The 17,571-nt window shown below is 47.2% G+C and carries 20 protein-coding genes; 4 read left to right on the top strand and 16 right to left on the bottom strand.

Annotation, left to right across the window (positions count from 1 at the left end; genetic code table 11):
- Positions 1–9: 9 nt before the first annotated feature.
- Positions 10–489 (bottom strand): hypothetical protein, encoded by a 480-nt coding sequence (locus tag RIF36_RS15015; RefSeq protein ID WP_350127282.1) that lies wholly within the window; start codon positions 487–489, stop codon positions 10–12.
- A gap of 202 nt (positions 490–691) precedes the next feature.
- Between RIF36_RS15015 and RIF36_RS15010 the strand changes: the two genes are divergently transcribed.
- The gene (locus RIF36_RS15010) at positions 692–1,762 is read left to right on the top strand and encodes a Gfo/Idh/MocA family protein (RefSeq protein WP_350127285.1); all 1,071 of its coding nucleotides are present in this window, start codon (positions 692–694) and stop codon (positions 1,760–1,762) included.
- A 132-nt stretch (positions 1,763–1,894) separates the two neighbouring features.
- On the opposite strand, the gene RIF36_RS15005 is transcribed toward RIF36_RS15010, so the two are convergent.
- From RIF36_RS15005 to RIF36_RS14965, 9 genes are all read right to left on the bottom strand, one after another.
- A complete protein-coding gene (locus tag RIF36_RS15005) occupies positions 1,895–2,596 on the bottom strand; it encodes a carbohydrate-binding family 9-like protein (RefSeq protein ID WP_350069405.1) in 702 nt (233 codons plus the stop codon).
- 97 nt (positions 2,597–2,693) lie between these two features.
- A complete protein-coding gene (locus tag RIF36_RS15000) occupies positions 2,694–3,344 on the bottom strand; it encodes a ClpP family protease (RefSeq protein ID WP_350069407.1) in 651 nt (216 codons plus the stop codon).
- A gap of 1 nt (position 3,345) precedes the next feature.
- Positions 3,346–3,621, bottom strand: a complete 276-nt coding sequence (locus tag RIF36_RS14995; RefSeq protein ID WP_350069410.1) for a hypothetical protein — start codon at positions 3,619–3,621, stop codon at positions 3,346–3,348.
- A complete protein-coding gene (locus RIF36_RS14990) occupies positions 3,602–4,171 on the bottom strand; it encodes an RNA polymerase sigma factor (RefSeq protein WP_350069413.1) in 570 nt (189 codons plus the stop codon). Before RIF36_RS14990 ends, RIF36_RS14995 begins: the two co-directional genes overlap by 20 nt.
- A 69-nt stretch (positions 4,172–4,240) precedes the next feature.
- On the bottom strand, positions 4,241–5,971 hold the full coding sequence (locus tag RIF36_RS14985) for a cellulase family glycosylhydrolase (protein WP_350127288.1): 1,731 nt from the start codon (positions 5,969–5,971) through the stop codon (positions 4,241–4,243).
- A complete protein-coding gene (locus tag RIF36_RS14980; RefSeq protein ID WP_350127291.1) occupies positions 5,968–7,056 on the bottom strand; it encodes a bile acid:sodium symporter family protein in 1,089 nt (362 codons plus the stop codon). Before RIF36_RS14980 ends, RIF36_RS14985 begins: the two co-directional genes overlap by 4 nt.
- Positions 7,057–7,130: 74 nt before the next feature.
- Entirely contained in the window at positions 7,131–7,889 is a 759-nt protein-coding gene (locus RIF36_RS14975; protein ID WP_350127294.1) for a DUF8737 domain-containing protein, read from the bottom strand.
- Between the two features lie 87 nt (positions 7,890–7,976).
- Positions 7,977–8,921: a helix-turn-helix domain-containing protein gene (locus tag RIF36_RS14970; RefSeq protein WP_350127297.1), complete on the bottom strand. Its 945-nt coding sequence runs from the start codon at positions 8,919–8,921 to the stop codon at positions 7,977–7,979.
- A 56-nt stretch (positions 8,922–8,977) separates the two neighbouring features.
- Complete coding sequence (locus tag RIF36_RS14965; protein WP_350069429.1) at positions 8,978–9,739, bottom strand: creatininase family protein; 762 nt, start codon at positions 9,737–9,739, stop codon at positions 8,978–8,980.
- A gap of 177 nt (positions 9,740–9,916) precedes the next feature.
- Here RIF36_RS14965 and RIF36_RS14960 point away from each other — a divergent pair, with 177 nt between their 5' ends.
- Positions 9,917–10,408: a DinB family protein gene (locus tag RIF36_RS14960; protein ID WP_350069431.1), complete on the top strand. Its 492-nt coding sequence runs from the start codon at positions 9,917–9,919 to the stop codon at positions 10,406–10,408.
- Positions 10,409–10,465: 57 nt separating this feature from the next.
- On the opposite strand, the gene RIF36_RS14955 is transcribed toward RIF36_RS14960, so the two are convergent.
- From RIF36_RS14955 to lhgD, 5 genes are all read right to left on the bottom strand, one after another.
- Positions 10,466–11,206, bottom strand: a complete 741-nt coding sequence (locus tag RIF36_RS14955) for a copper homeostasis protein CutC (RefSeq protein ID WP_350069434.1) — start codon at positions 11,204–11,206, stop codon at positions 10,466–10,468.
- 14 nt (positions 11,207–11,220) lie between these two features.
- Positions 11,221–11,661 carry a PIN domain-containing protein gene (locus RIF36_RS14950; RefSeq protein ID WP_350069436.1) on the bottom strand — a complete coding sequence of 147 codons (441 nt, stop codon included), beginning with the start codon at positions 11,659–11,661 and terminating at the stop codon, positions 11,221–11,223.
- Positions 11,639–11,881, bottom strand: coding sequence for a UPF0175 family protein (locus RIF36_RS14945; RefSeq protein WP_350069439.1), 243 nt, complete (start codon positions 11,879–11,881; stop codon positions 11,639–11,641). Before RIF36_RS14945 ends, RIF36_RS14950 begins: the two co-directional genes overlap by 23 nt.
- Positions 11,882–11,968: 87 nt before the next feature.
- Positions 11,969–13,063 (bottom strand): ThiF family adenylyltransferase, encoded by a 1,095-nt coding sequence (locus RIF36_RS14940; RefSeq protein WP_350069442.1) that lies wholly within the window; start codon positions 13,061–13,063, stop codon positions 11,969–11,971.
- Between the two features lie 72 nt (positions 13,064–13,135).
- A complete protein-coding gene (gene lhgD, locus RIF36_RS14935; RefSeq protein ID WP_502880857.1) occupies positions 13,136–14,332 on the bottom strand; it encodes an L-2-hydroxyglutarate dehydrogenase in 1,197 nt (398 codons plus the stop codon).
- A 140-nt stretch (positions 14,333–14,472) separates the two neighbouring features.
- Here lhgD and RIF36_RS14930 point away from each other — a divergent pair, with 140 nt between their 5' ends.
- Complete coding sequence (locus tag RIF36_RS14930) at positions 14,473–15,750, top strand: acetyl-CoA hydrolase/transferase family protein (RefSeq protein WP_350069445.1); 1,278 nt, start codon at positions 14,473–14,475, stop codon at positions 15,748–15,750.
- Positions 15,751–15,752: 2 nt separating this feature from the next.
- Here the strand turns inward: RIF36_RS14930 and RIF36_RS14925 are convergent, their stop codons facing one another.
- Positions 15,753–16,040: a DUF6958 family protein gene (locus RIF36_RS14925; protein WP_350069448.1), complete on the bottom strand. Its 288-nt coding sequence runs from the start codon at positions 16,038–16,040 to the stop codon at positions 15,753–15,755.
- A 399-nt stretch (positions 16,041–16,439) separates the two neighbouring features.
- On the opposite strand from RIF36_RS14925, the gene RIF36_RS14920 reads away from it, so the two are divergent.
- On the top strand, positions 16,440–17,570 hold the full coding sequence (locus RIF36_RS14920) for an efflux RND transporter periplasmic adaptor subunit (RefSeq protein WP_151997002.1): 1,131 nt from the start codon (positions 16,440–16,442) through the stop codon (positions 17,568–17,570).
- Position 17,571 lies beyond the last annotated feature (1 nt).

Raw genomic sequence — 17,571 nt, 5'->3', positions numbered from 1 at the left:
GTATCAAATCTAGTGATTCCTTAATTCTTCAATTTGCTGCTGGTAGTCGAACTGCAGGTCTTCGTGCAGGGTGCTGAGCACTTTTTCTATTTTTTTAAGCTGGCCGGTGTAAAGGTTGTCAAGAGCGGTGCTTCGCTGAAAGGGCAGACCGGTCGCTTTCATTTGCTGGCAGAAATAGATCCTGATCTCGACCTCTGTTTCCTTGATGCCAGAGTATCGTATGTTTTTGTTGGCGAAACGCAGGGCCTTTCTGATCGTTTTTTTGGCCCAGTAGAGGTTGGTGTCGTTCAAAGAGGAAAGGCTTTCATCGATTCCCTCTTTTACTTCTTCGATGAAAATGGCTTCATCGTGCGCCTTAAAAAGGAGGTAGGAGAGCAGCTCTTTGTTTTCCACTTTGTATTTACCCAGGCGAAGGATCACCTGCTGGAGCTGTTCCGGGTCAAGGACTTGAAGTTCTTTTTTGATGTGAGAGATGGAATAGGCAGACATTAGAAACGCAGTAATGGACTATTTGACGCGAATTTATTGCTAACAAACCAGATTGACCAGTTATCCTTTGCTTCTTTAGGCAAATCATCTCTTACTTTGAAAAGAAGGTAAAAAAGTTTCTATTTAAAGAAGATTTCAACCCTCTAAGGGTTGAGAGCCCTCGGAGGGTTAATTGGCATAGCAAATTTACAACACCAAAGACATGAGCGATAAGTTGAGAGTATTAGTAGCAGGGTGCGGCAATATGGGTGCATCACATGCAAGAGCCTATCACAAGCTGGAAGATTTTGAAATTGTGGGGCTAGTAAGCCGTACGGCAGAAAGCCGAGAGAAACTGAATGACGAGCTTGGTGGGGACTACCCATGTTATGCAGACTTTGACGAAGCGCTGGCGCTTGCCAAACCAGACGTTGTGTCGGTCAACACCTATGCTGAAACCCACGTGGACTATACGCTGAAGAGCCTGAAGGCTGGGGCTCATGTGTTTGTGGAAAAGCCTTTGGCCATTACAGTGGAGGAAGCGCAGAGTGTAGTAGACATGGCTAAGTCGGTGAATAAGAAAGTGGTGGTAGGCTATATCTTAAGAGTGCACCCGGCCTGGGCCAAGTTTGTGGAAATAGCGCAAGGGCTCGGTAAGCCGCTGGTGATGCGAATGAACCTGAACCAGCAAAGCAATGGCAAGCACTGGCAGACACATAAGAACTTGATGAATACCATGTCGCCCATCGTGGATTGCGGCGTGCACTATGTAGACGTAATGTGCATGATGACCCGGGAAAAGCCGATCCGTGTAAGTGCGATTGGAGCCAGGCTGACCGACGAAATCAAGCCGACCATGTATAACTACGGCCAGCTCCAGGTGACTTTTGACGACGGTTCAGTAGGCTGGTACGAAGCTGGCTGGGGGCCAATGATGAGCGAGGTAGCTTACTTTGTAAAGGACGTGATTGGGCCAAAAGGCTGTGTGAATATAGTGGATGCTCCTAAGGGTGATGGCTCTCAAGATATTGACGGGCACAGCAAAACGGGCAGTCTGAAAGTGCATTATTCTGCCACCAACGACAAAGGTGAGTACGTAAAACCCGACCAGATTGTAGACACTTCCAGCGAACCAGACCACGACGGACTTTGCGAACTGGAGCAGTTGTATCTGCTCAAAGCCATCAAAGAAGACCTTGACCTCACCGACCACCTGGCAGATGCTGTTAATAGCCTGCGCATTGTGCTGGCAGCTGATGAGAGCTTTAAGACTGGGAAAACGGTGGAGTTGTGAGAATGGAATGCCGATTCCTTAAGTGTACTCCAAGGTCTGTCCCCCGACCGACCTTTTCTTTTCTTTTATGTTGTGTTAGAATTTATTGCGAATGGCCTGTCAGGGGACAGGCCATGGATGCATTAACCTCCTTTACTCAAACACAAAAGTCCCATACCTTTCATAATCATGAAAGTTGGTGCGGATAGGTTGCCATTCCCAACGAGTGGCCTTGCCGCTGTCGTAGTCGAGGCGGTACATGTTGGCTCTCCATTTGGTGCCGCCGGTGGGAGGGACGTTTTGCAGCGGGTTCAATAGCACATAGGGAATAAAAAACTGGGCCGTCCAGGCTTTGATGTCGGCATTGCTTCGTTTTGGGCCACCTTCCACAGTCGTTACGTGCTTGGTTCTTCTTTCGTTGAAGTAGTGCCAGGGCCTCCAGCCGAGGAATTTACCGCCGTAGTTGGGCACCAGGATGGGCAACTCATAATTAAGCGGAGACAGCTCATATTCGAAGTAAATGGGGCTTTTTTCGTCAGTCCAGAGAAAAACCTCTACCACATCTTCTTTGAACAGGTCGTCGAAATCCTGGGTCATAGTGGCGGTGAGCTTGTTGTCTTCGCAGTGAAACAGGAAGTAGATGCCGGTTTCAGAATACAAGACCTTGGCTTTGGTGGCATAGGTCACGCCGTTATCACTTCTCTGAGGTACTTCTACCCAGCTGGCAGCGTCCCAGGTTTTGTCGGGTGTTTCTTTTACATCGAAGTCGGCCACTTTTTTGATGGTCAGGCTTCCGGGAGTTTGGGCGATGGCAGCAAGGGGCATAAGTAGAAGTAGGGTGTAGAGTAGTTTCATAGGTTAAGCGGGTTGGGAAAGTAATATAGGGAGAGATAGACAGCTGTGCAAGCCAAACCCTCCAAGGGTTGAGAAACCCTTGGAGGGTTATTGGAAGCTATTTGGAAGAGGCCAAACTCACTTTTAAGCCCTCTTTTTCCAGTACGACGATATCGTCTGTGTTGCCGAGTACTTCGTCGATAATGCCGAAGGATTTGGCTTCCAGTACATTGAGGTATTTGTCACGGAGGAAAAAGGTCTCAATTTCCTCCCAGCTATGGCCTGTATGTTTGCCCATCAGGTGAAAAAGTTGCGTTTGTAGCCGTTCCTGCTCACGGGTGGCAATTCGTACATCTTCGGTGTAGCCCTGAGCGCCGCCGCCTGTAGGGTGCATGTGAATGGTGGAGTGGGGCAGGGCATAGCGCTTTCCTTTGGCTCCGGCGCACAATAGAGCTGTTCCCATGCTGGCTGTTACGCCTACGGCGACTGTTGACACCGGTGCCTGTATCATCTGCATGGTGTCGTAAATGGCCAGGCCTGCGTACACCACACCACCGGGACTGTTGATGTACAAATTAATGGGCGACTTCTGGTCGATACTGTTGAGGTAGAGCAGCTGGGCTACGACCAGATTGGCCGATACATCGTCCACTTTGGTGCCCAGAAAAACGATGCGCTCTTTGAGCAACAGACTGAATATATCGTAGGCCCGCTCCCCACGGCTGTTGCTGTCAATCACCATGGGAACCAGATTGGCTTGAATGTTCATGTTATTGATCTTTATTGAAAATTTGATCGATCTCTCTTCGGAAATCTGTTTTGTCGGCAGCCTGGAAAAGCTTGCTGTCTATCATTTGTATCTCTTTTCTGAGCTGCTTTCTGCCATATAGCGTTACGACTTCCGAAATGATCTTTTGCAGCTTTACGCTGGCACTGAGCGATGGCTCCAAAAGCATCCTTGCTTCAAAAAGAAGAGTGGCGGCAATGCCCAGCTTCCCTTGCAGGTAGCTTTCTATTTGTGCTATTTCAGTCAGTGAAGTCCTCATATAGCCATCCTTTCGATTTTACTTCGTTTCTTACCCTTTCCATGCATTTGTACTTCTGCACCGTAGCTGAGCGCTCGCTGCCGAACCCGAACCTAGTGGCAACCTGCTGTATGGAAAGGCGGTCGTAGTAGAAGCTCTTGAGCAGATCCAGACATTTTTGCCCAGCATTCTCCAGCAAGGTGAGCAGCTTCCTGGCCGAAAGGTGCTCATTGTTCATGTCAGGCACGTCCATGGATTGCTCCCAGTCTTCGAAGCTGACCTCTCCACTCTTTGCTTTTGCTTTCCTGACCCACAAATGTTTGCATATTCCCAGCAGGTAGGCTTTGTGCGAAGTTTCAATATGCGCATTCCGGGCTGCCAGTTTCTCATAGAAGACAATCAGGGCATCCTGAAAAACGTCACGGGCGTCATCCACATCGCCGCCCATGCGATGCACAAACCTTGCTGCAGCCGGAAAAGCGTCTTCATACAGTGCTTCAAAAAAGGCAGCCCTGTCATCAAACATAGTATCAGCCGGGCGCTTTCTTTCAAGAGTTGCTGTTGCTTCCATGTGTTGGTTTTATTATAAGTGCAGATATGAGGGAGAATATCACCTCATAGAAAGAAAAAAATTCTCAGGTTACTCTTTCACCACCCGAAAAGTGTGACTGATCCCATTTTTTCCAAGCCTTAGCAAGTAAAGCCCCACTGGCAGTTGGCTCACGTCAATTGATCTGCTGACTGGCTGAAACGACAGGTTGCTGATGAAACGCCCCTGCATGTCGAACGCCAGCACCTCGTCGTAATTTCCAGAGCCACTGACGAACAGCTCAGCGGAGCTTGGGTTGGGGAAAACTGTGATACGTTCGCTCAACTCGTTCTCGGCTGAAGTGACCGAATTGAGAACCTCTTCTACCAAAATATCAGAGATGCTTACATCTACTACCGATTCACCCAGGTCAAATACCAATCTCGCCTGGTCGTCGGTGGGTTCGCTCATTGTGAAGGTAAAAATGAATCTCGTTTCTGTAGCCGGTATGCTCACGCCATTGTATCCACTGTATGCCGTCCACGGATCGCCGTTTTTGCCAGCGTAGAAGGTAGCAGCCCGGGCTTCGTCTGCTTTGGCGCTAAAGCCTATCTGGTAGGTTTTTCCTTTAGTCAAGTCAATGTCATTTTTTGTTAGCTGAATATGCCAGCCTTCGGTGCCACCACCAGATATTGCCACCGTAAGCTTATCACCTGCGTTGTCCAATAGTGAGGAAGCACCACCCTGATTCACGACAACCCAGCCGTCCCGACCAGAACTAAAATCACTTTGGTACACAACTTTGGTATTAACTTTGGCGGGCTCGGGCATTGGATTGTGAAGCAAAGCATCGACCAGTGGATCCAAAAAAGATTTCGTCTCAGGGTCGTAAATGCCGAAACCTGCGCTGAACTCCCAGTACGCCCAGCTCATGCCCTGCGACTCAAACCACCGTGCCAGGTAGGTAGTCCATCGAACCCTTGAGTCGATATCGGCCGTGCTAAAGGCACCAAACTCACCAACATTGAATGGCAGATTGCGTTCCTCAGCGAAAGCCTGTGCTACCTTGAATTCGTTGACGACAGTTAGTCGCTCGGCTTCTGTATCTTTCCACTCAGTACCAAGCCATGCCTGGGTTTCGGGCCCTACCCAATCAGCGCCCTGATGGGTAAAATGGAAAGGGTTATAATAGTGGATGCTGAGAATGAGGTGATCGTCGTCTGGTACTTCCAATTGAGGAACGGCAGTAAGGCCACCGTACTCTGCCACACCCAATATCACGCTTCTTGTGGGATTACTTTTTCGGATTTCGGCCAGCGCTTTGGTAAATAGATTGTTCCATAGTGCCGGGGTTATCTCTCCATGTGGCTCGTTCAGTACTTCAAAGAGCACACTATCCGGGTAGTTCTTGAAGTAGTCAGCTATTTGATTCCATTGTGAAAGAAATCTGGGCTCTTCCCGTGTCACGTTCTCAAAAAGCGAATCGTGGTGATGCATATTCACGATGATATGCAGCTTGTATTTCAGTGCAGTGTCGACAACGGACTGAATTCTCTGCAAGAAGTCTGCATTGATCATATAGGGTGGGTCGACCATGCTCCGTTCCGGTGTTTCCCAGCGGACGGGGAGCCTCACATGCTGAAAGCCAAGGTCAGCTATTATTTTGAAGTACTCCGGCTGCCAGGGGTTGCTCCATGCATCTTCGGTAGGTGCCTCAAAGGAATTGCCCATGTTGATGCCACGACCCAGCCTGTCGTTGACATCAAAGGAAGAGGCTGTTTGGGCGAAAACACCTTGTGTGAAAAGGAGCCAAACGGCTGCCGGAAGAAGAAGCCTTTTCATTTTGGATCTTCTTCACCCGTTGGTTTGTCTCTCCACCAATTTGCCAGGATAGATCCCGTAATGTTCATCAATGAACCAAAGACAGAGGGGCCGAGTCCCATAGTAGCCACTTTTCCCATCCCCTGCGCTATTCCCGAAGCGAGTCCGCCATTTTGCATACCTACCTCAAAGGCAATTGTTCTACAGTCTCTTTCTGGTAATTTGATGGCTTTACAAAGCTTATAACCCAGAAAGTAACCAGCCGTGTTGTGCAGCAGGGCTGCGAAAACGAGGACAACGCCATAAGTGAGGAGCGCATCCCTGCCGGAGGCAGTAATGATGCTGATGATGATAGCTATGCCCGCCATTGACAAAAGGGGCATCGCCCTGTCGACCCAGGGGGCCTTTCCATGAAAGAGTTTGTTAAAGATCAAGCCGCCAATGATCGGGATGATCACAATTTTGACAATGCTCCACATCATCCCCCAAAATTCGATGGGAACATATTGCCCGGCTAGTAACTTCATCCATAAGGGCGTCATTAGCGGCGCTAGCATGGTGGCTACGGCTGTCATTGTTACCGACAGGGCCACATTAGCTTTGGCCAGGTAGGCCATCACGTTGCTGGCCAACCCGCTTGGAGCTGAGCCAATCAGTATAATACCGGCGGCTATTTCGGAAGGAAAGTTAAACAGCTTGGCTATCCCAAATCCGAGCAGCGGCATAATGGTAAACTGGCACAGCAAACCAACGCCAACTCCTTTGGGCATTTTGACTACTCCTTCAAAATCTTTTATGCTCATGGAGGTGCCCATGCCGAACATGATGATTTGTAGTAGAGGAACTATCAACGTGCCCAGCTTGAAGTCACCGATTTGCTGAAACGGGGCGGGGTAGTACATGGCTGCAGCAACCGATGAGAAAATAACTACTGAGTAACTATAGCCTTTTGCTTTTTCACTTCCTCTGAATGCAAATGCCAACAACAGGAGGCCGACGATCAACAACGGCCCGCTGATCGGGGAGTCAAGTCCGATACCGGCAATGGCAGCGGCGACTAGTAATGCTAAAGCAATAAATAGGGTGTAGGTATATGTCTTTTTCATAATGTAGCAATGGAATGAATTGATTCAATCCATTTCTAAGATGCTGCGGATTTATCAAAAAGCCAAAGAATTGCTTACAGCATGGTTAAATCATTTTGTAAACGGGATTGAATTCCTTCTTTCCTGAAAAGAAAAACTTGACGCAGTGACAAAACATGAAGAGAAAAGGCAAGGGGCACAAGTATACCGGGCAGCAAAACGAAAGGGAAATCTGCCACAATTTCATTTGCCGGATCGTTCATAAAAACCCGAAAAGGGGTTGGCATTGAGAGCACAGCAGTGATAACAATATTGAAGAGCAGAATCAATCCGGCGATGTTCCAAAAAATGGCGGCAGTTGTTTTGAATCTGTTTCCTCCAAAGCAGAAAAAACCCGCTGGGATAGCTGTAAGCCCGACCATGATGTCCCAGTTGCGCCCTTCGAAAGTCATTTGAACTGGCAGCAGATTTTGGATAAAGAGCATCCAAAGCAGTATTTCGACAGGTATGCGGAAAGTTTGCAGGTACACGATCCAGGAAGGTGAAACTTGTTTTAACACGTTGTCTAGTTTTCCAAAAAGTGTAATGAAAGTGATTGTAAACATAGGCACCAGCGGCGCCATCAGAAGACGGGGAGGAAGCGTAGAGAAATCAGAAAAGAACCCTGAAAGAGCGAGGCTGCTGATGATAGTGATCCAAATAGAGATAGCAAATAAAAACCTCCAATGTCCTCTTTGATTGAGGTGGGTATTGGATTTGACTGTTTTGGCAATGGCCCAGGTGACGAGCCCTATGCAAATGACCGACAATACCACAAAGTAGACGGCTGTGGAGGCAAAAAATGATATATTCATTAGTTGAATAATTTGATTGTGGAGCAAAGGTAGAGCAGCCACCAGACATATGAGATGACCATTATTGCTAAGTTTCAATGGGCAGGATCAGGCAAACAAACTTCTGCGGTATTGTGTGGGATAGGCCCCGAAACGCTGAAAGAATAGTCTACTGAAGCTGGTAGCGTTCTCAAAGCCTAATTGAATGGCTATTTGGTTGACGGGTATGTCTCGTGACTTGAGAAGTGAAAAGGCTCTTTGTAAACGCAGCTGCTGGAGGTACTGATAGGGGGAGCAACCGAAGCTTACCTTAAATAGCCGCAAAAAATGGTATTTTGAAAGAAAAGCTTCATCAGCCAGCTTTTGGAGGTCAATGGTCTCTCCCTGATGGCTGTGAAGGTAATCAAGCGAATAGGAGAGTCGGCGATGAAGCTCAATCCGGGTAGAAGCTTTGGCGGCCGGTAGTTTCTGAACTTCCCTGAGTATTTGGCGGTGTTGGCAAAGCAGGTACACCATCAACTGATAATTATATTCTTCTAACCTCAGGTTGCTCAGACAGCCATTTTTAAAATCCGTGTAAAGATGCTTTGTTATGGAAGCAAGTGCAGCATCCTTTCTGTACAGCCGGTTGGCAAACCCAACGCTTTCGGTCGTCAGCCCGTATGAGTCGTTGAGAATTTGATCGGCTGGTGAAATCAGCCCTGATAAAACTTGGTGTGAGAGATCTTCTCCCAGATGGATATTGAGGGTTTCTGCCGGTTGGCCTGGCTCAATAGTCAATGTATATTCCTGGTTCTTGTTGGTAACGTAGAAAAAGTCGTCATTAATAGTGGCGGTGGGCCCGCCTGTCGAGCAGTAGCTGTTGCCACTTATATTCATGAAAATGGAAATCGGCCCCTGCACATCCGGCCGATAGACAGACGAAGCAGTGGCGTTAATGATACAATTGGGCCACCTGGGTTTGATCAGTTTTCCTGAGGGATCGGTGACTTTGATCTGTCCCGACACCATCGACTTAAGCCATTTAATATCAGGGAAATCGGATCGAATCATCTTTATTCACAGTGATTCAACAAAATACGAATTTTGCGAAATAATAGTTTTGAGTGTCATTCATAAAAATTCTCCCTATCGATTTGAGAGAGATCTAACATTAATTTCCCCAGCTTCTCGGTGACATCTTTGAAAAAGCGGGCACCTTTTTCCGCTGTTGATTTTTTTGGATTGCCTATGCCCGTATCGGCCGATACTTTTGACCACTCTCTTTCTTTCCAGGCCCAGCCTTCTTTGAACCCCTGAATCCGTGGCTTTTTGTCTTTGCCATCTCCGGCCTGGTCGAGCGGCAGTACCAGCTCGGGTCTCAGGTGCATAATGAGGCAGGTTTCCATTTCGTCAGCATGGTCGCCAGCCTCTTCAAAGTACTGCTTCTTATCCATCGACTGAAACCAGTTACAGGTGCTGAGCAGCATTTTTGGGTACCGGACACCCAGCTCTCGCAGCATGGTTTTGAAGTCGTTGCCGCCATGGCTGTTCACGATTAGCAGCTTGTAAATGCCTTGCCGGTTGAGCACCTCAATGATATCGTTGAGAATAGCCAGCTGAGTGCTTGGGTAAAGGTTAATGTCGAGCTTGATGTCTGTTTGGCCAGTGTTTACTCCAAAAGGGATTGTGGGGAGCACTGTTAGTTTTGCCCCAGCTTCCCAGGCGATACGGCCTGCCTCGGCGGCGATGCTATCGGCTTCGTACACGTCGGTGCCATAAGGCATGTGGTAGTTGTGGGCTTCGGTGGCGCCCCAGGGTAAAATGGCCAAATCGATTTTCCGATCCTTAATATCTTTCCAGTTGCACTCGGCTAGCAGGTATTGTTTCATAGGGTTGAAGCTAAGATTTCTAGGAGGATTATCAAATAGAAAAGTTGACTACCCGTTTCGCTGATTTACTAATTCAGGAAAATTTTTTCATACGAAAAAAACCACTGACAGACAGTTGTCAGTGACTGGCTTTAGCTTGGCTTCATCAAAGAAATTTTAAACCTAAAATCACACATCATGAATCAGCTAAACACTCAGATTGAAGCCGGAGTAATTTCACCAGAGCAGTTGCTCAAACACTGGCAGGGACATAGAAGCCTGACCCGCCGGGTAATAGAAGCTTTTCCTGAAAAGGAGTTTTTTGAGCATTCCATTGGTGGCATGCGACCATTTTCGAAACTCGTCAGTGAGATGCTCGCCATTGCGGTGCCAGGTCTGAAGGAAATTGTTACTGGCAAAACAACGCCCTTTAATGAAGAGATGGAGTTTGAAGGAAAGAAAGAAAATGTACTGAAGGCATGGGATGAGTCTACAGAGCAAATTAACTCCTACTGGAAGCAGCTTCCGGCAGAAAGGTTTCAGGAGCAAATCAAGCTTTTTGGGCAGTATGAGGGAACAGTGGTGTCCAACCTTTTCTATTTCATCGACAACGAGATTCACCACAGGGGGCAGGGCTATGTGTATCTTCGGTCGCTCGGTATTCAGCCGCCGTTCTTTTGGGAGAGGTAAAACAACCATAGTGCGGCTGTCTCAACAAACCAATCAAGGCTTTTGAGACAGCCTTTTTTATTTTTTGACGCCTTCTACTAGCAGTCGGATTTTTTTCACTCTTTCCGCACTTACCACCAGCTTCTGGTACTCTCTCGGGTCGTCTCCCATAGACACGGCGGGGTTTCTGAATGCCATGAGACTGTCCACAAAACTCCTCCCTGAAATATGGATTTCTTTCGCTCCAGTGGTTTTCACCAGATCGGCCACATTTTCTTCGCTGATACCAGCGCCAGGCATGATGATGATTCGGTCGCTCGCCTTTTTGATAAGCTTGGCCAGTAGCTGCCTACCATTGTAAACATTGGCTTGCTGCCCGGAGGTGAGTATTCTGTCAAAGCCAGCTTCAATGCAAGCTTCGAGCGCTTCGTAGGGGTCAATGGTCATGTCGAATGCCCGATGGCAGGTGACTTTCAGTGGCCTTGCAAGCTGCACAAGCGCCTTGTTTCTTTCAGTATCTATTTCCCCATTGGCTTTCAGGATGCCAAAAACCACACCGTCTGCACCTAGTTTTTTAGCCCATTCAATGTCTTTTTTCATGACCTCAAATTCCTCATCAGAATAGAGGAAGTCACCACCTCTTGGCCTGATCATGACGAACACTGGTATTCGTGCCTTTTCTTTTGCAGCCAGGATCATTCCAGCCGAAGGCGTTGTGCCTCCATCGCCGGGACTATCACATAACTCTATGCGACTGGCACCACCTTCGATGGCGTTGAGCACTGAAGTGATGTTGTAGCAGACTACTTCTATGGACATATTAAAAATGGTATTTAGGTTAGCAGTGATTTTAATAGGTCATCAGATACTCTGAAATCAGTTTTTTTAATTTTTTTGATGACTTCAGTCATGTTTGAAATAAGCCCTTTTTTTCCGGCCAGTTTTAGCACGCCAACTGACTCTGTAAATTTGATGCCTATTTCTTTCGATACTTGTCTGCCTTTGAGTTCGTCGATAATTAGCAGAGAAGAGGGGCTTTCCATGACAAGTGCAATGGCTGATGCTTCACCTGCGTCAAGGAATGCTTTAAATATTTTTAGCGAATCTTCTTTTGGGTTGACTACTTGCACCCATTTAGGCAAAGGGTGGCCATATTCATCAGCTATAGCTGGAGTGATGGTGATTGCTCCAAACAACTCGTAGAGAAGGGCTAGTTGTTCAATTTTTGTAAGCGGGATAAGACAACTTGTATCAACTACTGTGACCTTCTGCATTTTTCAGGTCATCTTCAAGTTCTTCTGATGGGTAATTGAAAAATGAGACCCCATACTCTCCAAGTAGTTCCATGAAGGTTTCTTTGGAATAGCCCACAATATCGGCGGCTTGGCCGAGAGTCAACTTTCCTTTTTCATACAGCCGTGCCGCAAGATACATTCTGGCATCCTTGTCATCAACGTCAACGGTATCAGGAAGTTCTATTGTCAGAGTTTTCATTATAAACAAAGTATGCTACTTGGTTACCTTAGGCAAGATAACAAGTATTATGACCAATTCATCCATTTCGTTAAAAGCAAAGCGCACTTAGTACGTAGGCAAGGTCGGGTCAATCTCTTCAGCCCAGGCATGAATGCCTCCGATGAGGTTGTAAAGGTTGTCGAACCCGTACCGTGATTGCAGCGCTTGAATAACCGAGGCACTGCGCCCTCCATGGTGGCAATGAACTACCACCTGGCGGTCTTTGTCAATCAAGTCCAGGTATTCCTGCAGCTCGCTCATGGGCATCAGTTCTCCACCCATGTTCACAGTCTCATATTCGTGGGCCTCTCTAACATCGATCAACTGAAAGCTGACGCCGTTTTTCTTCCACGAGTCGAGCTCCTGAACGGTTATTTCTTTCATATCTTCATGGTAGTTCTTAATACCGCAAAATGCCTCATAATCAATAAGCTTGCTCACTTTTGCTCTGGTACCCTTTGGCTTTATCACCATTCGCTGCCGGGTGTTGTCCCATGCCCCAAGCATTACTAAGGCGCTGTCCAGCACTTCGCCAGACTGGGTAATGATTTTAAGTGCTTCTATGGCCTGCATGGTTCCGATAAGCCCTGGAAGCACGCCAAGTACGCCCTCCTCTTCACAAGTGGGTACCGAGCCAGCCGCCGGAGGAGTAGGGTAGAGGTCTCTGTAGTTAGCACTTTCTTTTGTGAGGTTGAACACGGCCACCTGACCTTCAAATCGATGAATGGCACCGTAGATGTATGGCTTGTCTGCCAAAAGGCATACATCGTTCACGAGATAGCGGGTAGGGAAGTTGTCGGTGCAGTCGATCACAAGATCAAACCCGGCGACAATATCCAGTGCATTGGCGGAGGTGATTTTCTCCTGGTAAGCTACAAGGTCGATGGTGGAGTTGAGCGCCATTAGGTGGCTTTTGGCGGCTTCAGCCTTATTTTTGCCCACGTCGCTTTCTCTGAATACTACCTGGCGTTGCAGGTTGCTGATGGAAACGACGTCGTTGTCAACAATGCCTATGCGGCCTACGCCAGCTGCTGAAAGATATTGCAGCACGGGACAGCCCAATCCACCCGCACCAATCACCAGCACCCTGGCTTCAGCAATCTTTTGCTGGCCTGCAGGGCCTATTTCTTTCAGTGATAAATGGCGAGCGTATCTGGACATGGAAGAAAGTTATCGGTTAATAGTGAAAAGTAAAAGGGTATCCTTCAACCCTCGCACTTCTTACCGCTGTGCTCAAAATCTTTTGAGTACGATATTCGATACTGTTTCTCCTATCGAAAGGCTGGAGGTGGCCGCCGGGCTGGGCGCATTGCAAACATTCACGGCTATGTCGTTTTCCAAAATCAGGAAGTCGTCTAACAGGCCACCGTTTCGATCGCAGGCCTGAGCACGCACACCCGCTCCGCCTGGTTCAAGATCCGACTCTTTCAAATCAGGGAGGAGCTTTTGCAGAGCAGTGGTGAACGCAGTTTTGCTGAACGACCGGTACATTTCGCCAAAGCCTGTTTTCCAGTATTTCCAGGCCACTTTCTGAAATCCTGGCCAGGCCAGTGTTTCCGCCAGCTCAAAAAGGTTGATTTTCGACTTGCTGTAGCCTTCTCTTCTGAAGGCCAGCACCGCATTGGGGCCAGCTTCCACTTCGCCACCCACCATTCTGGTAAAGTGTACACCCAGGAATGGGAAATTGGGATCCGGCACCGGGTAAATCAGGTTCTTGACCAGGTACTTTCTTTCTTCTTTTATTTTGTAGTACTCACCTCGGAATGGCACAATCTTGATATTGACTTCCTGGCCAGTCATCCGGGCGATTTTGTCGGAATAGAGACCGGCGCAGTTTACCACCAGTTTCGTTTGGTAGGTGTCCTTATTAGTGACTACCGTACAACCTCCGGCTTCCTTTCTGATTTCCCTTACAGCTTCGCTTATATGAATCTGACCATCATCCTTTCTTATCACTTCAGCTAGCTTGGCCGATACTTCTTTGTAGCTGATAATGCCGGTGTAAGGCACCCAAATCCCTTCAATGCCATTTACATAAGGCTCCTTTTCTTTTAATTGCTCGGCAGTAAGCCGTTCGTTTTTCACCAGACCATTTTGAATGCCTCTTTCAAAAAGGTTATTCAGGAGCGGTAATTCTTCTTTCGACGTGGCTACGACAATTTTACCACAAAGGTCGTACTCAATTCCTTGTTCGTTGCAAAAGTCAAGCAGCATGTTGTAGCCATTGATGCAATTTGTCGCTTTCAGGCTCCCTGGCTTATAATATAAGCCGGAATGGATAACCCCACTATTGTTGCCGGTTTGGTGAGCTGCCAGCCTGGGCTCTTTTTCAATGAGCAAAACCTTAAGTCCGGGTCGTTTCTTTTTTAGTTGGTAAGCGGTGGCCAGTCCCACAATCCCTCCACCAATGATCGTAATATCGTATTGCATGCTTTTCAGTTGATGTTGCGAATATAAGACTCAAAGGTGAATTATAACTGCATGATAATAATCAGTATACTTTGGGAGTGAAATCATCCTGACGTTTTGTAATGGGTAATACTTTTGTGCCAACATAAATCATCTCAATCATGGAAAGGAAAGTTGTGAGTGCCGAGGAAGCGCTGAAGGTTGTAAAGTCTAATGACCGGGTTTTTATTCATAGTGTGGCTGCGGCACCCAAGATACTGATAGACGCCCTGGTGGCGAAAGCGCCCGAGCTAAGAAATGTGGAAATTATGCATCTGCACACCGAGGGGGCGGCTGACTATGCGAAGCCTGAATATGCCAACAGCTTTCACGTTCATTCACTTTTTGTGGGTGCCAATGTGCGCAAAGCCACGCAGGAGCACAGGGCCGACTACATACCGATATTTTTAAGTGAGATCCCAAGACTTTTCAGAGAGAAAATTCTCCCGATTGATGTGGCGCTCGTTTCCGTTACCCCACCTGACAAACACGGCTATTGTTCGCTCGGCGTGTCTGTTGATGCCACCCTGGCGGCTATCGAAACGGCCAAGGTTGTGATTGCGCAGGTGAATCCACTAATGCCACGCACTTTTGGAGATAGCTGCCTGCCCGTGAGCAAATTTCACTATTTGGTAGAGGGAAAAGTGCCAATACATGAAGTGCCTTCGCCTCCTATTAGTGAGGTCGAGAAAAAGATTGGTCAGCACATCGCAGGCATGGTAGAAGATGGTGCAACGCTTCAAATGGGCATTGGCGCCATTCCCAACGCAGTGCTTTCTCAGCTTACCAACCACAAGCACCTGGGCATTCACACCGAAATGTTTTCCGATGGCGTGGTGCCACTGGTAGAATCGGGTGTGATCGACGGTAGTATGAAGGCCATTAACAGAGGCAAGATTGTGTCGACCTTTGTAATGGGCAGCAAGCTTACCTATGATTTTATCGACAACAACCCCTCGGTCAATCTTTACGATGTCGCTTTTGTTAACGATGTTGCTACAATCCGTCGCAACCCCAAGGTAACATCAATCAACTCGGCCATCGAGATTGATATCACTGGTCAGGTTTGCGCCGACTCCATTGGCACCCTACATTACTCCGGGGTAGGTGGGCAAATGGATTTTATCAGGGGAGCATCCTATTCAAAAGGAGGAAAGCCAATAATAGCGTTGCCATCGGTGACCGGGAGAGGTGAAAGTAAGATTGTGCCATTTCTGAAAGAAGGAGCCGGGGTGGTAACGACCAGAGCCCATGTTCATTATATAGTTACCGAATGGGGAGTGGCCTACCTGTACGGAAAAACACTGCATCAAAGGGCTCGTTTACTGATCGATATAGCCCATCCCGATCACAGGGAGGCATTGGAGCGGAAGGCATTTGAAAGGTTTGGGAAGATATAATGTTAGCTTTTTAGCTGAATCTGATGGGGGCTGGTCTTAGGAACTCGTTCAATAATTCCTCTGGCCTCCATATCAAGCTTAACGGTAACGAAATACCACAACACTTTTCCATCGAATGAGTCTGTTAACTCCTTCACTGCCTGATCTGAAAGACTTTCGAACGTCCTGGGTTTTCCGTCTTTCAACTTCTTTGCTATGAAAGCATAAATCACGTCATATTTATGTTTCATAATATTGACACCCTTTTTACCCTGGGGGTGAAGCGTCAGAATTTTCTCTTGGTCATCCATTATTCGAAAGTTTGACAGTGGGTCGATGCCTTTGAGCCTCGTTCAATTTAGTTATTTGCAGAGGTTATATCAACAGTTGTAGTTACCAATTAGCCGGTAGTTCCGCTGGCAGCTTCCACTCTTCTATGAAATTTGGTAGAACTTCCCGATAATTTAGCCAATCGTCCGAAACCCGGAAAATTATCCGTATTTTGAACAACCTTTGCAAGCTTTTTGCGTCCGATAGACAGTGCGCTACAGCCTGCCGGCGTATTGCTTTCATTAATCCACAGCAGAAAACAAAGCCCACTCTGAGCGGGTTTATTTGAGAATAGAGCCTATTGTAAAGATTGAATCCATTGTTTGGCATTAGAAGGCCTTCACATAAGTAAGTAAAATCATTTTGACCTATAAATTTCTATGTCTTTAAGAAGAAAACTCATTGCGTTTCTGGTTGTCGTGTTAATGGTGACTGGCTCCATTGGCCTTTACAGCTTTCTGGCAGCAAAAAAGGAACTACCCCCTGAAAAAGAAGCCCCCGAGGTTGTCAACTATGTGAAAGTGAGAGAAGTGGCTTTCCAGAACGTTGAAACGGAAGTCGAAGCCTATGGCAGGGTAGGTTCTTCACAGCCCATCGATTTGTTGGCCGAAGTTGGCGGAAGGTTGATAATGGGGGACGTGCCACTGAAAGAAGGGCAGAACTTTAAGAAAGGTCAACTGCTTGTGAGGGTAAATGACGTGGAAACAAGGCTGAATCTCCAGGCGAGAAAAAGTAGCTTCCTTAACCTCATCGCCTCTATTTTGCCTGACCTTAAAGTGGACTACGCCAGCAGCTTTCCGGCATGGCAAACCTACTTTGCGAACATAAAAACAGATAGTCCGCTTCCTGAGCTTCCTGAAATAACAGACGTCAAGGAGAAGACTTTTTTGGCCACCAAGAATATTTTGAGTGAATTCTATTCTATTCGGGGACTTGAAGAGAACTTGAGAAAATACCATATGATTGCTCCTTACAACGGCAGTATTTCCGTAGTTAATATAGAGCCCGGCACTTATGTAAACCCAGGATCCAACATCGGTCGAATCCTCCGCACTGACGCCTTCGAAATTAAAGTGCCCATTGAAGCCAAGGACATTCAGTTTGTAGAGCTTGGCAAGCGGGTGAAGGTGATCAAGGGTGAAGATGAGTCGAACTCACTTACAGGAAGAGTGATCAGAATGACAGACTATATCGATCCTACTACACAGACATTCCATGTGTATGTGTCGGTGGAAAACAACCAGAAACAGGCATTGTATGACGGGCTGTATTTGAAGGTTGTGATTCCGGGGAAAATGGTTGATAACGCCATAGAGGTACCAAGAGGGGTGGTGAGAAACAAAGGAGAAGTCTTTGTGTATAACAATGGACAATTGGGTAGCAGAAGTGTTTCAGTGATCAAAAACAATCAAAATACTTATCTGATTACCGGACTGAAGGAAGGAGATTCGCTAGTGACCGAAGCTCCGCTGAATGCATTTGAGAAAATGAAAGTGGAAATCATTAAATAAT

Source organism: Imperialibacter sp., assembly GCF_040222815.1.
Taxonomy (GTDB): Bacteria; Bacteroidota; Bacteroidia; order Cytophagales; family Cyclobacteriaceae; genus Imperialibacter.
The sequence above is the reverse complement of the archived record's forward strand: the minus strand, read 5'-3'. Positions and strand labels throughout refer to the sequence as shown.

Coding starts and splice junctions, on each gene's coding strand:
- RIF36_RS15015 (WP_350127282.1), bottom strand. CDS start 489: ATGTCTGCCTATTCCATCTCTCACATCAAAAAAGAACTTCAAGTCCTT.
- RIF36_RS15010 (WP_350127285.1), top strand. CDS start 692: ATGAGCGATAAGTTGAGAGTATTAGTAGCAGGGTGCGGCAATATGGGT.
- RIF36_RS15005 (WP_350069405.1), bottom strand. CDS start 2,596: ATGAAACTACTCTACACCCTACTTCTACTTATGCCCCTTGCTGCCATC.
- RIF36_RS15000 (WP_350069407.1), bottom strand. CDS start 3,344: ATGAACATTCAAGCCAATCTGGTTCCCATGGTGATTGACAGCAACAGC.
- RIF36_RS14995 (WP_350069410.1), bottom strand. CDS start 3,621: ATGAGGACTTCACTGACTGAAATAGCACAAATAGAAAGCTACCTGCAA.
- RIF36_RS14990 (WP_350069413.1), bottom strand. CDS start 4,171: ATGGAAGCAACAGCAACTCTTGAAAGAAAGCGCCCGGCTGATACTATG.
- RIF36_RS14985 (WP_350127288.1), bottom strand. CDS start 5,971: ATGAAAAGGCTTCTTCTTCCGGCAGCCGTTTGGCTCCTTTTCACACAA.
- RIF36_RS14980 (WP_350127291.1), bottom strand. CDS start 7,056: ATGAAAAAGACATATACCTACACCCTATTTATTGCTTTAGCATTACTA.
- RIF36_RS14975 (WP_350127294.1), bottom strand. CDS start 7,889: ATGAATATATCATTTTTTGCCTCCACAGCCGTCTACTTTGTGGTATTG.
- RIF36_RS14970 (WP_350127297.1), bottom strand. CDS start 8,921: ATGATTCGATCCGATTTCCCTGATATTAAATGGCTTAAGTCGATGGTG.
- RIF36_RS14965 (WP_350069429.1), bottom strand. CDS start 9,739: ATGAAACAATACCTGCTAGCCGAGTGCAACTGGAAAGATATTAAGGAT.
- RIF36_RS14960 (WP_350069431.1), top strand. CDS start 9,917: ATGAATCAGCTAAACACTCAGATTGAAGCCGGAGTAATTTCACCAGAG.
- RIF36_RS14955 (WP_350069434.1), bottom strand. CDS start 11,206: ATGTCCATAGAAGTAGTCTGCTACAACATCACTTCAGTGCTCAACGCC.
- RIF36_RS14950 (WP_350069436.1), bottom strand. CDS start 11,661: ATGCAGAAGGTCACAGTAGTTGATACAAGTTGTCTTATCCCGCTTACA.
- RIF36_RS14945 (WP_350069439.1), bottom strand. CDS start 11,881: ATGAAAACTCTGACAATAGAACTTCCTGATACCGTTGACGTTGATGAC.
- RIF36_RS14940 (WP_350069442.1), bottom strand. CDS start 13,063: ATGTCCAGATACGCTCGCCATTTATCACTGAAAGAAATAGGCCCTGCA.
- lhgD (WP_502880857.1), bottom strand. CDS start 14,332: ATGCAATACGATATTACGATCATTGGTGGAGGGATTGTGGGACTGGCC.
- RIF36_RS14930 (WP_350069445.1), top strand. CDS start 14,473: ATGGAAAGGAAAGTTGTGAGTGCCGAGGAAGCGCTGAAGGTTGTAAAG.
- RIF36_RS14925 (WP_350069448.1), bottom strand. CDS start 16,040: ATGGATGACCAAGAGAAAATTCTGACGCTTCACCCCCAGGGTAAAAAG.
- RIF36_RS14920 (WP_151997002.1), top strand. CDS start 16,440: ATGTCTTTAAGAAGAAAACTCATTGCGTTTCTGGTTGTCGTGTTAATG.